At 47.8% G+C, this 16,326-nt stretch carries 10 protein-coding genes; 2 read left to right on the plus strand and 8 right to left on the minus strand.

The features are described from left to right. Nucleotides 1-13: 13 nt before the first annotated feature. Both ABTV53_RS22910 and ABTV53_RS22915 read right to left on the minus strand, forming a co-directional pair. Nucleotides 14-685 (minus strand): potassium channel family protein, encoded by a 672-nt coding sequence (locus tag ABTV53_RS22910; RefSeq protein ID WP_091020848.1) that lies wholly within the window; start codon nt 683-685, stop codon nt 14-16. Between the two features lie 54 nt (nt 686-739). Beyond that, nucleotides 740-2,074 carry a TrkH family potassium uptake protein gene (locus ABTV53_RS22915; RefSeq protein ID WP_433754326.1) on the minus strand — a complete coding sequence of 445 codons (1,335 nt, stop codon included), beginning with the start codon at nt 2,072-2,074 and terminating at the stop codon, nt 740-742. A 428-nt stretch (nt 2,075-2,502) separates the two neighbouring features. Between ABTV53_RS22915 and ABTV53_RS22920 the strand changes: the two genes are divergently transcribed. Next, nucleotides 2,503-4,200, plus strand: a complete 1,698-nt coding sequence (locus tag ABTV53_RS22920) for a CPBP family glutamic-type intramembrane protease (RefSeq protein WP_433746865.1) — start codon at nt 2,503-2,505, stop codon at nt 4,198-4,200. On the opposite strand, the gene uvrC is transcribed toward ABTV53_RS22920, so the two are convergent. Together uvrC and trxA are read right to left on the minus strand one after the other, a co-directional pair. After that, nucleotides 4,169-6,256: an excinuclease ABC subunit UvrC gene (gene uvrC, locus ABTV53_RS22925; protein WP_433746868.1), complete on the minus strand. Its 2,088-nt coding sequence runs from the start codon at nt 6,254-6,256 to the stop codon at nt 4,169-4,171. The two genes, ABTV53_RS22920 and uvrC, sit on opposite strands and share 32 nt — an antisense overlap. Before the next feature lie 433 nt (nt 6,257-6,689). Continuing rightward, entirely contained in the window at nt 6,690-7,007 is a 318-nt protein-coding gene (gene trxA / locus ABTV53_RS22930; RefSeq protein ID WP_017692451.1) for a thioredoxin, read from the minus strand. Between the two features lie 264 nt (nt 7,008-7,271). Between trxA and ABTV53_RS22935 the strand changes: the two genes are divergently transcribed. Further along, nucleotides 7,272-7,427, plus strand: coding sequence for a YqzM family protein (locus ABTV53_RS22935; RefSeq protein ID WP_433746871.1), 156 nt, complete (start codon nt 7,272-7,274; stop codon nt 7,425-7,427). Nucleotides 7,428-7,564: 137 nt separating this feature from the next. Here the strand turns inward: ABTV53_RS22935 and dnaI are convergent, their stop codons facing one another. From dnaI to ABTV53_RS22955, 4 genes are all read right to left on the minus strand, one after another. Next, entirely contained in the window at nt 7,565-8,515 is a 951-nt protein-coding gene (dnaI, locus tag ABTV53_RS22940; protein WP_433746874.1) for a primosomal protein DnaI, read from the minus strand. Between the two features lie 264 nt (nt 8,516-8,779). Further along, on the minus strand, nt 8,780-11,575 hold the full coding sequence (locus ABTV53_RS22945; protein ID WP_433746877.1) for an alpha-mannosidase: 2,796 nt from the start codon (nt 11,573-11,575) through the stop codon (nt 8,780-8,782). After that, a complete protein-coding gene (locus ABTV53_RS22950) occupies nt 11,572-14,757 on the minus strand; it encodes a beta-galactosidase (RefSeq protein WP_433746880.1) in 3,186 nt (1,061 codons plus the stop codon). The genes ABTV53_RS22945 and ABTV53_RS22950 overlap by 4 nt, the downstream gene beginning before the upstream one ends. After that, on the minus strand, nt 14,754-16,073 hold the full coding sequence (locus ABTV53_RS22955; RefSeq protein WP_433746882.1) for a glycoside hydrolase family 125 protein: 1,320 nt from the start codon (nt 16,071-16,073) through the stop codon (nt 14,754-14,756). Before ABTV53_RS22955 ends, ABTV53_RS22950 begins: the two co-directional genes overlap by 4 nt. Nucleotides 16,074-16,326: the final 253 nt, after the last annotated feature.

The following is a 16,326-nucleotide window of genomic DNA, read 5'->3' on the forward strand; positions in this document are numbered from 1 at the left end:
CTCATCTTAATTATCAGCTCTCTTGGCTGATAACCTCTTCTTCAAATCGGTCGATATCTGCATTATTACCAATAATGACCATGATATCCCCCATTTGAAGCGAGTCCAGTGCTGTCGGAGCAATAATGACCCCAGCTTCTTTCTGTAACGCTACAATGCTGCAACCAAAACGTACACGTGCATTCAGGGTTGAAAGGGTTTTGTTGTGCAGACAGGCGGGAACCTTCATCTCAACAATACTGTAATCATTGGATAATTCAATGTAATCCAGCAAGTTCGGGGTAACCAGCTGGTGGGCAACCCGAATGCCCATATCGCGCTCCGGATAAACGACACGATCGATCCCGAGTTTATCCAATGCTCGTCCGTGAAGGACCGATATGGCCTTGGCCACGACCGTCTTGACGCCCAGCTCTTTTAACAGAATCGCGGTGAGAATGCTCGTCTGAATATCATCTCCGATGGCTACGATACCACAATCAAAATTGCGAATACCCAGAGAGCGCAACACTTCCTCATCTGTGGCATCGGCTACAACGGCATGGGTGACCAATTCACTCATGTCTTCGACGACTTCTTCATTTTTATCGATCCCGAGCACCTCGTAGCCGAGTTCCATTAATTCCTGTGCCAGACTGGAGCCAAACCGCCCAAGCCCAATCACCGCAAACTGCTGTGTTTTCATTGTTCTTCACGAACCCCTTATCCAAATCAATTTCATAACTCACTAAAAATAGATTCATCCAATAATCATTTTGCCTTCCGGATACCTGTATAACTCTTTACCCTTTTTCTGCCCCAGTGCATACGCCAGTGTAATCGGGCCAAGCCTTCCTGCAAACATCGTAAAACATATCAGCAGCTTGCCGATTGTAGTCAGCTTCAGCGTCAGTCCGAGCGATAATCCCACGGTACTAAAGGCCGATGTCGTTTCAAATAATATCATCAAAAAACTGCTATCTTCTGTTGTGCTCAGCAGCATTGTTACAACAATGATGAATAACAAGGCTAGCAATGTTACGGTAAGTGCCTTGTAAATCCGTTCCTGTGCGAGCCGGTATCGGAAGAACACGATATCTTCCCGTCCACGTACCATGGCGATGACTGCTCCAGCCATAATCATAAATGTCGTTGTTTTGATGCCGCCTCCGGTAGAACCTGGCGAAGCACCAATGAACATCAGAATGATCATAAAGAATTGTGTTGCCTGTCTGAGCCCGGCAATGTCTACCGTATTGGCTCCTGCTGTTCGCGGCGTAACGGACTGGAAGAATGAACCGAGAATTTTGCCACCCCAGTTCAGGCCGCCGAGTGTCCGTGGATTGCTGAATTCAAATACAAAAATGACAAGTGCACCAAACAAAATCAACAATCCAGTTATTAACAGTACAACTTTGGAGTGCAGAGACAGCTTCCGCGTTTTGCGGTAATCCACCAGGTCTGACAACACCACAAAACCGATACCGCCAGAGACAATCAGGAACATTGCTGTAAAATTAATCAACGGGTCATACACATAACCGGTCAGACTGCGGAAATCCCCAAACATATCAAAGCCCGCATTGTTGAACAACGAGATCGCATGCCAATAGCCATAATAGATCGCCTGTCCGATCGGCATGTCGAACGACCAGCGAATGGCAAACAATGTGCCACATATGCCTTCGAGAATAAGCGAGTAGATCACAACTTTACGAATCAGCCGGACGATGCCCTCCATCGTACTCTGGTTCATCGCTTCCTGTAGAATCAACCGTTCTCTAAGCGAAATCCGCCGTTTGAACGCAATGGCAACCAATGTGGACATTGTCATAAAGCCCAGTCCGCCAATCTGAATCAGAATCGCAATCACAACCTGACCCAGCACCGAGAAATGAGTCCCTGTATCCACCACAACCAAACCCGTGACACAGACAGCCGATGTCGCTGTAAAGAGCGCATCAATAAATGCAAGACTGTCACCGTTATGGTTGGATGCCGGAAGCATTAACAACAGTGTGCCTACCAATATGATGCCAGCAAAACCTAACACAAGAATACGGGGTGGCGACAATCGCATCCATTGAACATTCATTTTCACTTAAGTATCTTCCACCTCTTCTAAAATGAAAATAACTCCACACCCCTTGGAGCTTTCTTCACTTGAAATACTGTCTCCAAACGTTAAAATGTATGATTCAGATTAAAACGACATATATAATGAAGTTGGAATATTCTATTCGTTCCCTTGTTGGGCGAAAGACATGCGAATCGTTGCACATTTGCTTCAAAAATTATAAGCGCTGCGGCGTTTGTAGACAAAACGTTTTTTGTGTAAATAGCATCGAATTCAGCCAAAAAGGGAAGAACTCAGATATGGCGACGGATGGATCAGATTCTTTCGGTCCTTTTCATTCATTTTCAAGGATTTACACCTGTTTTCGTTACATCATTGGCATTCGGTGCTTGGCCTGTGCTATGTTAACTTTAATATCCATATTAATGAAGGAGGAACACTATTACATGAATCCCTTAGGGCAGCCTTTGCAACTTAAGGCTAACTTCAAGCGGCTGGGGTTGCTTGCGGCGATTGGCCTGATTCTATTTTTTATCTTTCAGATCTTTCCTGCTACCTCATCGCAAACGACAGAAATTTCGTCCACGTCCTTCATAACCAAGGAGCAGGCGACGCAATCCGCACGATCATTCGCAGCTTCTGTGAGTGACTATACACTGCCAAATGATGATAAAAAAAACCTGGTAACCTACCAGACACATTCGGATATCTACGGGTATATGGCCAAAACCAAACAACTGGATACCTATAACCAGAAATGGGAAACAAGCTATCCTTACGATGTATTCCGCGTCCGTTTGCCTGATCAGGACAAAGGCGGTTACCTAAATGTTGACGTACATATGAAAACAGGAAAAGTGGTCGGCTTCAAACGGGAGCTGCCTTCTTCCCTCTATACCGCCATTGAGGCGGAGCAAAGCACGGGGAAAGCGACCACATCACAAGTGCTTGCCGAAGGCAATATTTCTCTGGACGAGAAAAAACGGCTGGCGGCTGGCGTTCTGACCGAATTTGGTTATGAAGTGCCGACACTTCAACTGGATACTCGTGATGGTGAAGCGGGACTAAAATATACAGATTCTGCAAAAACCATCGGAGACTCCAAGCTTGAACTGAACTTTACGTTTGAAGAGGGTGCGGTACGATCGTTCGATCCTGGCTTCTCTGTCCCGAAATCCCATACCGATTATGTGAAAGATCAGACGCGTCAAGCCAATTGGATGACTTATGGCGGCTACGCATTCCTGACCTTTGTTCTGGGCGTACTGGCCATCATCTATAGCATCCTGACCCGAGCACATACGTCTTTCAAACGCGGGATCATTCTCTCGCTGGTGTATTTCGCAGCATCGGTTATTGGTACGCTGAACATGATTCCACTCTTTCAGGCACAAGGTCTTTCCAGTTTCATGTTAGCGTTCCTGATGTTATTGCAGACAGGTATTACGCTGGTCATGAGTGCAACCATCTATCTGTCCCTCGTTGCCGGTGACGGCATGTGGCGTAAAATAGGTCTGAACCCGTGGCCTCGTGCCAAAGAACCGGGATACGGAAAATATGTACTTCACAGCATGGTCGTTGGTTACTTGTGGGCATTCATTCTACTGGGTGTGCAATCCATCCTGTTCTTCATTCTGGAGCGAAGCATCGGCACATGGTCAACAACGTCAGCAGATCAATCTACATTTAATATGACCTATGCCTGGCTCTTCCCGATCATGGCCTGGATGGCCGGTATTGGTGAAGAAACAGTCTATCGACTGTTCGGCATTCGCATGATGCAGAAGATTGTACGGAACACATTTATTGCCTGTCTAATCCCAACCATCATTTGGGCACTTGGACACACATTGTATCCAATCTATCCAGTGATCACCCGTCCCATCGAGTTGGTGGTGATTGGACTGCTGTTCAGTCTGATCATGCTGCGTCACGGCTTCATTGCCGTTGTATTCGCGCATGTGATCTTCGACAGCTTGCTGATGGGACTCAGCCTGGTCTTTATGGGGGATGGCCTGAATATGGCTGCCGGACTCTTCTGGATTATACTGCCAGCCATTGTTGGTTATCTGGTCTACAAATTCAATCCAAAACAAAAAGAGAAGCCGTATGTTACGACTCCTCATCACGAAGTGCTGCAATAATCTGATTTGCCAACTTGTCACCAATAGATAGAGGCCGGAAGTCTTCGACACTGGCCTCTTTTATTTTGCGCAAAGAGCCAAAATGCTTCAGCAGCAGCTTACGCCGCTTCTCTCCGATCCCTGGAATGGCATCCAAACGTGACGTCACCATCGATTTGCCGCGCTGCTCGCGGTGGAACGAGATGGCAAAACGGTGGACCTCTTCCTGTATCCGCTGCAACAGGTAGAATTCCTGACTATCCCGAGGCAGAGAGATGACTTCCGGTGGATTACCGATCATCAACTGTGAAGTCTTATGCTTCGCATCCTTCACCAGACCACATACCGGAATAAACAGCCCCAGCTCATTTTCCAAAATATCGACCGCAGCCGAGATCTGTCCTTTACCACCATCGACTACAATCAGGTCAGGCTGGGTGAGGTTTTCTTTTAATACCCGCTCGTAACGACGACGGATGACTTCTCTCATCGTTTCATAATCATCCGGCCCTTCAACCGAACGGACCTTGTACTTCCGATATTCCTTCTTATCCGGTTTACCATCCGTAAATACGATCATGGCAGATACCGGATTCGTGCCCTGGATATTCGAGTTATCAAATGCTTCAATACGGTGAAGCTGATCCAGTCCAATAAAGCGTCCCAGTCCTTCGGCAGCTTTGGATGTACGTTCTTCATTTCGCTCAATCAGGCGGAACTTCTCTTCCAGTGCCACACGTGCGTTATCCACGGCCATGGTGATCATCTGACGTTTCAATCCACGTTGCGGGATAAGCACTTTGATCTCCAGCCACTCCTGTAAAGCAGCAGCAACCTGAGTTGGGTCTTCCAGACCTGCTGGGAGCTTTTCAGTTGAATCAGTTGTATCCATTATTTGAGTATCCTCTTGCATACTGTCAGATTGTTCACCATCTGCCTCAGCGGAACCTCCGTAAGCTGCACGAGTCTCAGCAACCAGTGGTTGGGAAGCGGTACTATGCTCCATTTGTCCCGTCTGCTCGAACTCTACCGTAACTGCGGCAGGCACAGATCCATCATCAACAGAACCCGTATCCAAACTGTCGTTATCTATTGTGAGGTCCTTGGGCATTTCCGGCAACAAAATTTCCTGTGGCAACGCCGGATTATCGCTGTAATACTGCGTTACGTAGGACATGAAATCACTGTACGCCTCACCGTAAAACGGGAAGGTGGATACGTGACGTTCAATCATTTTACCCTGACGCATGTATAGAATCTGGACACACATCCAGCCTTTATCAATGGCAAAACCAAATACATCACGGTCTCTGGCATCGGCCATCGTAATTTTCTGTTTTTCCATCATCGCATCGATGGCGATTACCTGGTCGCGCAGTTCCTTAGCACGTTCAAAATAAAGATCCTCCGCAGCCTCTTGCATCTTACGCTGCAAATCCTTCTTAATCTCTTCATGACCACCGCTCAGAAATGAACCAATTTCTTGTGAAATCTGGTCGTACTGCTCCTTCTCCACTTCCTTCACACAAGGGGCAAGACACTGTCCCATGTGATAATACAGGCACACTTCTTTGGGCATTACACCACATTTGCGCAGTGGATACATGCGGTCGAGCAATTTTTTCGTTTGGTGTGCCGCATACGAGTTCGGATAAGGTCCGAAGTATTTGGCTTTATCTTTCAGCACACGCCGGGTTACTTCCAACCGGGGGTGCTTCTCATTTGTAATTTTAAGATACGGGAATGTCTTGTCATCCTTGAGCAACACGTTGTAACGTGGCATATGTTTCTTGATCAGGTTACATTCCAGAATGAGTGCTTCCATGTTACTGCCTGTCACGATATATTCGAAATCACGAATTTCGGACACCAGACGCTGGGTCTTTCCGTTATGACTGCCGATAAAATAAGAGCGTACGCGGTTCTTTAGCACTTTGGCCTTACCTACATAGATAATCGTGCCTTCACTGTTCTTCATCAGGTAACAACCAGACATATCTGGCAACAGAGCGAGCTTGTGGCGAATCTGCTCCAATGCCTTCTCCTGATCCTGCAGTTCATTCATGAATTGATCCATAATTCGGTGAATCCTCCTTCCCGAAAAAAGTATAAATAAAAGTTACACTAAGCCATTCCGATTACAGTACCGTCTTCCGATTCGTTAAACAATTCACACCGACACTACGATGACAGAACAACCTTCCAATCCCTGTTATCCCCAGATTTTTTTTATTCCCTTTTCTCAAGGGAAAAATCTGTTGATAGCGTATGCTTCCGATGCAGCTTTCTTTCAGAAAGCTTTTAGGGGAACGCTTCGCTTTTTCAGGTTTTTTCTGTCCTCTCCGTTACTGTGTAAATAGATAAACGCGAGCACTGCGCTTCTCCAAATCGGTTCCGCACTCTACATTTAGATGTAAAAAATATTTTCACTTTATATTGTCCTATATAAAGGTATTCGACGCAAAACGCCCCCGGCATGTAAACCGGAGGCGTATGTGTAAGCCTGTAAATTATTGGTGTTTTGCGATAATTCCTTTGAGCGCATCTTTCGAGTTCAGACCAACCACTTTATCTACCGGTTGACCGTCTTTGAAGAAAATCAAAGTTGGAATGCTCATTACGCCAAAGCGGGAAGCAGATTCCGGATTTTCATCCACGTTAACTTTAGCAATTTTCACTGCATCGCCAACTTCTGTGGACAGCTCTTCCAGGATTGGAGCGAGCATTTTACAAGGACCACACCAAGGCGCCCAGAAATCAACAAGAACCGTTCCTTCGCCTTCTACTTCAGCGTTGAAGGATTGATCGGATACGTTAACAATAGCCATGAAATTGTCCTCCTTATATATACTTACGGTTTATTTTAACCTGTAACGTCGTAAACGACACTTCCAGTATAACACAGGTACGCCAAACTTGTGAATTGAACGCCGCAATGTTCATCTTCCCAACATCAAATCTTCACAATTACAGGATGTGGCATACCTACTGCAAAATCTTTACAAACGCTTTCTTTTCCAAGTATACTAAAATTACTCCGGGTTTCAGCCCCCACACGGGCAAGCTGTCATTCCCCATAAGGAGGCAATAACATGGATGCAAATGTGCGGATCAGCGACCCGCGTGAACATGTGAACGAGGAACCCCGCAACGATCTGTTTGATCTGATCGTGGGTGTTGCCGGCATGGGCGGCCTGATGACAGTGATCTTTTTCGGTATGGTTATCTTCAGATTTCTCACCGAATAGGATACTCACAGGTCTCACGCAGGACCAGAAAAGCCCGGTTTTCGCGATAATGCGAAAGCCAGGCTTTTTTTGGGACTACTTATCGTTTGAAAAGTATATTTTGCCGATCATGCCGATCAGACCAACAGACTAACGGGTTAACGTTTGCCGCGCTGATTCTCACCCCGAACGGAGATGACATCCACAAATGGACGAATCCGGTCCATGAGACGCTGGCCTTTATTCATTTCCTCGCCGTCCCGATTGGTGAAGCTAAGATGTTTTTCAAGCCCATCCAGATTGTAATTGGACGTGTAGAACGTTGGTTTGCGATTCATCCGATAGTTTAGAATGGACCCCATCACATGATCCCGAACCCAGGGGTTCAGATTCTCTGCCCCGATATCATCAAAGATGAGCAGGTCACAACTTTTCAAAATATCTGTCATTTCCTTCAGCTTCTGCCCTTCACTAATCATGGATTTCAGATCCTCCACAAAGTCAGGCATATAAATAATGACACCCGTGTGGCCTGCAACCGCCAGTTCATGCAGCAGATAACACATCAGAAACGTCTTGCCTGTCCCGAACGTCCCTTCCAGGAACAGTCCTTGCGGAGATAATCCGTTCTCCTTGGTCTCCCTAATATAACGAAGCACCTGATTCACTGCCGGAGCACGCATGCGATCCTTGCCCATGATCTCCACATCGTTGTATCCGGCACTGAGCGCACGCTCATCCACATAGAAACTGCGAATGCGTTGCTTAATGATATGTTCATTTTGCCGGGCGACATGTTTGGAACAAGGTGCTTTTATATCTATGATTTCGGGTTTACCGTTAAAATGTTCTACTTCCAGTTTGCAAAAGTGGCCCTGAAAATCGTTAGGACAGTTGTCGAGTCCCGGACAATTCGCACAGTTCTTAGAGTCTTTGGCATACTGAAACAGCTTGCTCAGATCGGTCATGAGCTGTGCATCTTGCAGTTCAGGATGACCTGCACGGAATTCGCGTACGTACGGATTTTCCATCAATTCCGCCGCAATCCGCCGCGATTGCTCACGAAAGGCAGGGTTCAGCTGCTGAAGCAGTCCTCCCAAGGATTCCATGGCTTCAAGCCCCCTTAATGTTTCAATATAGAATGAACAATTGAAGTATACCCATGGCCATCTTGGATGACATAGGAACTTTCGATCATTTGCAATTCTACTGTTCATTCTATAGAAAAACAACCAATAACTCAACAGATACATCTGGTAAATAGCGTAACCCTTCCACCACCATACGTAATGCCTGGTTCATCGTATACTTGCAGCCCTGTACCTTTTAGTGCATGTTCAAAAGTCTTTTTTTCGACTTTTGAACAACTCCTATTAGCGGCGCAAGCCGACAGTGATGATCTCACATGAGCCTGTCTGTATGTTCCATTCCTTGTTGGCAAATGATAATGTCGACGCCTCTTCTATGCTGCGGGCATGAAGCATCTCGCCCTCTTCCTCCAGGATGTTGCTCTTATATGCCGTTTCGAATGGCTGTGGATTCGCTTGCGATGTTGCAAGCATTAACGTCGCAGTGTCGGTAGTCATATTAAACCAGCGTAGCATGACATCCCCGGAATCCTCATTTACCTTGAGTGAAGAAAAGGCCAAGCCGTCCCCTTGCCATGCAAACGGTGTGTTGCTAGGTGTCAGATAACCCGTGTGTACTTCGGTCTGTGCCAGGGTCCACGGAACTTGGAGCTGATAGGCCTCAATATATGCACCTGACGCTGCACCATTGCCATCGTGAGGGATAATCTCAATCTGAAATGTATGTTCACCAAGGCATTGTGCTTCCGGTGTCGGGAACAATCCCCAGTCTCCAAGTTCACCTACGGCACGAAGCAACGTAACGGCGATGGTGTTTCGTCCATCCTGAAGAACTTCATATTCATTCAGACCCAGATTGGCTATAACCATTCCCGCATCTTGTTCACTCACATCCACAAAACTCTGTTGATGCTGTGTATTGCTTGGATTCTGCCACTCTGGTGCAGGCGTGTTATCACGCGTTGCAATTTCGAACATGGAATCCACATGATGAACAGCAGATACAAGATCCGTTGGGAAGAGTGCACGCACCCGATGATCCTTCGCCTGATTGTTGAAGGTTGTTTTCAATTGGACGCCTTTTCCACTACGACTGAGTGATATCACGGTACGGATCTGAAGCGGGATCATTTTGGCTGAACGCTGAGCTTTGCGATGTGGATAATATATCAGTTCCCGTTGTTCCTGATCCAGCATCTCATCCGCTGACTCCGGTATTTCCCAATGGTGAATCACTTCGAACGAAGCCAAGTATGATGTGTCCTCAAAGACCCGAATCTCAGCCTGAAGTGCTTCAGTTGTCCGCGCCACTTCGTCCTCTGGTTGCTTGAACATGTATTCATTGCCGATATCGCCCACATTTTCGTACACGCCTAGGTTTTTGTAAGTCCTGCCTGTTCGTTTGTCTGTGAGTGTGAATGAACCGTTGTCTGCAATCGTGACCTTCATATGTTGATTTTCCATGCTACGTTCACCACAAATCAGAGTAGTCGTTTTCGATAGTGCACCACTCGTTGCAGCATCCGTAAATTTAACCAATGCATAGGTCTTCAGGCCCAATGCAGCTACGTGCTCTGTCTCAAAACGAATACGAACACGCCGACAGCTATACGGCTGACGGAAGCGATCATCCGGCAGATCATAGCCGAATTGCAGACCCAGATCCTTAACCGTACATGGAATGTGGTTACCCTCTTCATCTACCAGTATGTGATCTGACAGGTCAACGGCTTTCATCTGCGTCGCCATCTCTTCCAACGTATATCCATCCCGGAAATACAACCGAGCCGCGTCCAGTTCCATCTGAACTACACCGCTTCGTTCCCACCCTGTTGTATTAAACACCACAACAGGCCGGGCATTTTCGCCGTAACGCTCAAATATGGAGGTATCGACAGCTGTAGCAATCTGGCTGGTGCTCTCTTCAATTAAAGCCTCTGCCACATGGCGGCTCTTATCAAATCGTGTCACCATCTCGCGATGCACCTCATCCACACTGCATCCACAGATGCTGTCATGCGGATGATTTTGCATCAGCGTTTTCCAGGCATACGTCAGTTGATCATGTGGATAAGCATGACCAAGCAGATAGGCATAGGATGCCAGTGGTTCGGCCACTTTTTCCAGCATGGTCTGGCCCAGCTGGTTCATCTGTTTCAGATACACACGAGCCGAGGCTGTGTTCACAAGGGTCCCCCAGCCATCGGTACGTTGGCTACGCAGTTCGCCTTTGACCGTGGACAGCTCATGTTCAGCCGATGCTCTCAGGGCGGTCAGATAATCCGGAAAGTTCGAGTGAATGAACTCGATATCGGGATATAATTGCTCAGCCATACGAATCGCTTCCGGCAGGTCTCGCTGAATCGGCTGGTGATCACATCCGTTCATGTAGAGTAACTCATTGGTTGAAGCATATTTCTCCGCATCGGCAAGCTTGGTTTCCCAGAACTTCCGGGCAGAAGCCTCATCTACCGGAACTTCATTCCCGTTGGAGTACCAGTTTGCGAACAATACGCCGAGCACTTTCGATCCGTCTGGCCCTTCCCACATCAGCTCAGAGAAGCTCGATTCATATCCGGCATCCGATACCGTATTGTTGAATCCCGTAGGCTTCACACCACGTCCAAAGAACACATTATCAATGCCGGATTGCTGCATCAGCTGCGGAGTCTGCCCGACCAATCCGAATGTATCGGGGAAATAACCGATTTTCGAAGGGGTGCCGTAACGTTTGGCATCCTTATGTCCAACCTGCATGTTGCGCACATTGGCTTCTCCACTCGTCAGAAATGCATCCTGCAAAATGTACCATGGTCCAATCACAATCCGTCCATTGCGGATATGCTTTTCCAATCGTTCCTTCTGCTCCGGGCGAACCTGAAGATAGTCATCAATGATAATTGTCTGTCCATCCAAATAAAAGCTTTTATAATCCGATCCTTCATCCAGCTGATCCAACAGTGAATCGACGAGCTGAATGAGCCGCATATGATGCTTCTCATACGGCAAGTACCATTCCCGATCCCAATGGGTATGCGAAATAATGTGCGCTCTCTTCGACTTGTTTGTCCGTTTGGTCATCGTTTTACGCCACCTCTTTCCTCTTGTTGTATAATCTCAACCTCATCCGGGCGATACACGCCATTCAGCTTTCCGGAAGCATCTGTGGCAAATAACACGGAACGATTTTTCTCCAATTGGAACGTGTACGATACACCTGTACGTTGATCTCTGACATGAACCTTATGATTCAAGGCAAACTCCGATACAAATACATACAGATTTCCCTTTGGAAAACTCAGCTTCCGGCCATAGATCCCTGCGATATCCCCACCGGATATCCATTCCAACTCCTGTTCGACGCCAGCAATTTCAGTGGCATAACGATACAATTCAGCAAGTGGTTCATCCCGTCCGTTTAACTCCAGTGGCAGTGCGGTCCAGATCAGTTTCCCTTTACCCAAAGGCAGAACGGTTACTTCATCAGGTGTACCATTATCCCCATGAAGCAAAGTCTCCTTCGCCACCTCGGCGATACGGCGCCGTCCATAGGTCACCCGGTGATTCACTCCGTTAATATTCAGCAGCTCTTCCCGCTGCACGTTACCCAGATTGCGTTTGCCTACGATATGATCTGCCCGGTCAGTTGCCCTCCAATATGCGTCGAGCCCCAGTGGTCCAGTAATGAGCAAAGTTGTGCCTTCCTTCTCCGCGAACGCGAATAATTGTTGCAGTGCATCGCTGTCCATATTATGCGGACTCGGCACGATGATCAGCTTCGGTGGCTGCTGCTCCAGCGCTTCCAGATGATATTCGGATAACGCACGGAATGGCTGTTTCAGATCATAGGACATCACACGAGTCAGCTTTGTTGTAGCATCATAGGCCAGAGCACGGTTGGAGAAGTCATTGGAATACGGGAATACCACGGCAATATCCTCCAGCTCGCGGTCTTCAAAGAGATCACGAATGCCATGCATGAATCGGCCAAAATCATAAGAGACATCGGCCTCTGGTTTCTCTGTGCCATCTGCACGAAGTGCTCCGATATGAGACTCATTGGCATTATCCATATAAAAGTTGGTATTCCAGATCCATTGCACCGCACCTGCGCCGCCTGTCGAGAAAGCATAAGCGTACTTGCGTTCGAGAATGCCACGAAGCTCTTCTTCCGTACGTTTGGCTCGTCCATCCGGGGTTTCCACATACATGATGCCCGTCTCCTGAATGAGATTCGGCTTATGTGGCGTTTTGGCGAAAATACCGTCCCAGATCAGATCATCGTTTAACCACCAGGAATGCACCGTTGTATAATCCACTTCACGTTCATAGAAGAACGGCGAAGGACGCTGTGCACCAAGGGCTTCGTCCTGTCCCACGGTGACCAAGTGATTCGGTACCAGATCCTTGATCGTACCTACAAGCTCTCTTGCCCAACCATTGTGCATATCCATAGAGAAGAGACAGTAATCAAGCCAGCGCGTTCCTTTTTTGGCCTTGTGCATGTCCTGTACATCAAAATTAATCTCTTCCGCCTCCGGGGTCACCGCGGCTGCAAAGTTGGGAAGCTGCTTCGGTGACATGTTCCATGCCTCCTGCAATGCTTCAATCGTCTGATGACGCTGCTGAAGCCACTCGACAAAAGCCTGCTGTTCATATGAATCCCTCGCGGAGCGTGGGCCAGCCGAGAAGATACGTACTGGATCAAACATGGATGGCTCATTAATCAGATCCCAGTCCACATGTGTTGTATGTGTGTGCCGACTGACAATGCTGCGGATGAATCGTTTCTGTGCTTCAACACTTTGCGGGTCCAAATAGGGGTTTGTTCCTTCCCACGTCTCCGGTGTAAAGGAGAAAAAGGTGAACGTGACCTGCAAACCATGACGCTTCGCCGTTAAAATAAAGGCATCAATGGCACGGAGTACATCCTCTGCCATATGTCCGTCCACCTGCATCATGTTGCGATAGGCCGTCCAGATTCCCGTCCGAATCCAGTTAATTCCGGCTTTCGCCATCTGTGCCATATCTCGATCCCAGACATCCGCATTCGGGAGAAACAGAAATTTTCTTGCCACATCCGAGGTCATGTAGGTCATGCCCACAACAGGCAGAGGACGTCCGTCTTTTACAAAATAGTCCCTGCTGCGGGTGATTACTTCCCCTTCAGCCAGCAATTCGGCATCCTGTCCCCAGAAGCCTTGACGAAGGGTCCGAACTTCCCCGTCAGGTGCCTGTGCGCGGCATACGATCCGATACAGTCCACTTTCAATGGAAACCGGGAGAAGGATGCGTGTGAAACGCTGCTCACCGGAAAGTTCCATCTCCAGGCGATGGTTCCATACCTTCTTCGCCGTACCACTTGTGCGATCCTCATGCTCCACTGTTATGTCGAATGTCCACAGCTCGGACTCCGCAAGCCTGTTGCCTGCTCGCTGTAAAATCTGGCCTTGAAGTGTGAGTACAGCCCGCTCATCTGGCTCATACGAAGCATAATTCGTTTTCAGGGATAACTCGGTTACACCTTGCGCACAGAATTGTGCCCACTTCACCATCTCGCCTGCGCCATCCTGCTCCCAGAATGAAGGAGTCAACGGCAGATGTACAAACATCCAGCGCGAACCAACGAAAGTCCCGCGGGAGTTCTCCCATAGGACGATTGGAGCAGCAATGCTTCGATCATCTTTGCTGATCCCACGAAGCAACGGGTGAATCTGTGTACTCATCGTGCCCGCTGAACCCATCTGGTGAGGCAAATCACTGTTTTTGGTCGTATGCGGAACCAGATTCCATGTATCTGAAATCTCGAAAAGTCCTTCTTTGCCAGCCAGAAGCGGGATCTGTTCAGATGCAGTGAACGATTGCACACCGGCAGAAGATACGTATAACACCTCATGAATATAGAGTTCCTGGTGATATGCGGTCTGCTCGGACTCCACAACCCATGCCCCATTCTCATATCGAACCGGACGTTTGAAAGGCGCACCACCAACACTGATCAGACTCCCTCCCTGATGCAGATAAGCTGCAATCTCCATCCAAGCGGATTTGGGGAAATAGGGTGCATGCAGATTGATGAAACATCCCTCACCAGCCGTCGCTTTCAACACCTCTGCAAGTTCATCCGCGTTTACAACGGTGATCTCTTCGACTGCTTTCCATGCATTCAGCGCCTGTGGAGTTGGCAAAGCACCTTCAATCGGAAACGCAGGATCAGCGAAGATAATCAGCTTCTTTTTGTCATTCACCTGTGCACTGCTCATAACAGGCCATCCTTCATGGATTTATAGACCAACTGGGAGAACAGACTGTTGGACCATGCAAACCATTTTCGTGTAAAAATCGTTGGATCATCGGCGTGGAAGCCTTCATGCATATACCCCGTATCTGCATCTGTCGCTTCAAGCATGCGAATAATCTCCAGTTTCTCCTCGGCAGACTGCGCAGTCAGTCCCTGCATGGATAAGCCCATATGCCAGATGTAATTCGGCGGTGTGTGCGGGCTACCGATTCCTTTGGCAACCTTGCCCTCGTAATAGAACGGGTTTTCTTTGCTCAGAGCGAAGCGGCGCGTATTCTGGTAGATTGGATCATCCGCTGTGACGTAACCCAGATATGGAATGGACATGAGTCCTGGTGTGCCCGCATCGTCCATGAGACAATGGTTGCCATAACCGTCCGTCTCGTACGCATAGATCGGTCCAAATTCGGGATGACGATAAATACCGTACAGCTGAATGCCGTGATCCACGTCCTGCTCCAGATCCTTCAATTCCTGCAAAAGTTCCATATCCCGGAACACCCACTCGGCAAACTCCTGCATCTGACGCAAAGCGACCACCGCGAACATGTTGCCTGGAATGTTGTAGTGGAAATCACACGCATCATCACTGGAACGGAAACCGGACCAGATCATACCCGTGTAGTTGACTGTCATACCTTTGCCGTGATTGCGCAGGGAATCTGTTGGGATACCGTTATTACGAGTGAAGCGATACGGAGATTGTTCCATATGATGCTGTTCGACTTTGAACAGATCCACGATTTTACGCATCGCTGCCTTGAAACTGGAATCAAAAATATCGGTCCGCTCGGTTTCCTTCCAATATAAATACGCCAAACGTACAACAAAACATAATGAGTCAATCTCAAATTTGCGTTCCCACACCCAAGGTGACATCTCGGTTTCGTCCGTGGTGTTCCAGTGCCAGTCGTTGGCCGTCTCATTGAAGGCATTGGCATACGGATCAATGTGAACATACTGGATATGACGTTTGATCAGCCCGCCAATGATGCGTTGCAGGTCCTCGTCTTCTTTTGCAAACGGAATATAATGTACCACCTGCTCCACGGAATCACGCAGCCAAGAAGCCGGAATATCTCCTGTGATGACAAAAGTGGTACCATCCTCCATCAACTTGGTTGTTGTTTCGATGGTGTTGGGAAAACAGTTTTTGAATAATTGAAGCAGCTTCGGCCTGTGAGCCAGCTTCTGTTCTGCTTCTTCGAGCACGGCCTGAATGGATTGTGGCAAGGCCACAGGTGGCATGGGTATTTTGGGTAATCTGAACTGTTCCATGGATGAGTGCAACTCCTTAAACAAATTGAATGGTGTAGCTATAAAAGATAAACCCATTAACTGGACACTGGGACACTACGATTGCAGTACCATTTTCCGATCGCTGTTATCCCCAGATTTTTTGATTCCCTTTTCCAAAGGTGAAAATCCGGGGATAAAGGCGAACGCTTCGCTTCTCCATCTGGTTCTGCACTCTCCGTTATGTGTACATGTTTAAGTTCATCTTATATAGCTCAGAAATATTTAAAAAAGT

Source organism: Paenibacillus amylolyticus, from assembly GCF_050990605.1.
Taxonomy (GTDB): Bacteria; Bacillota; Bacilli; order Paenibacillales; family Paenibacillaceae; genus Paenibacillus; species Paenibacillus amylolyticus_H.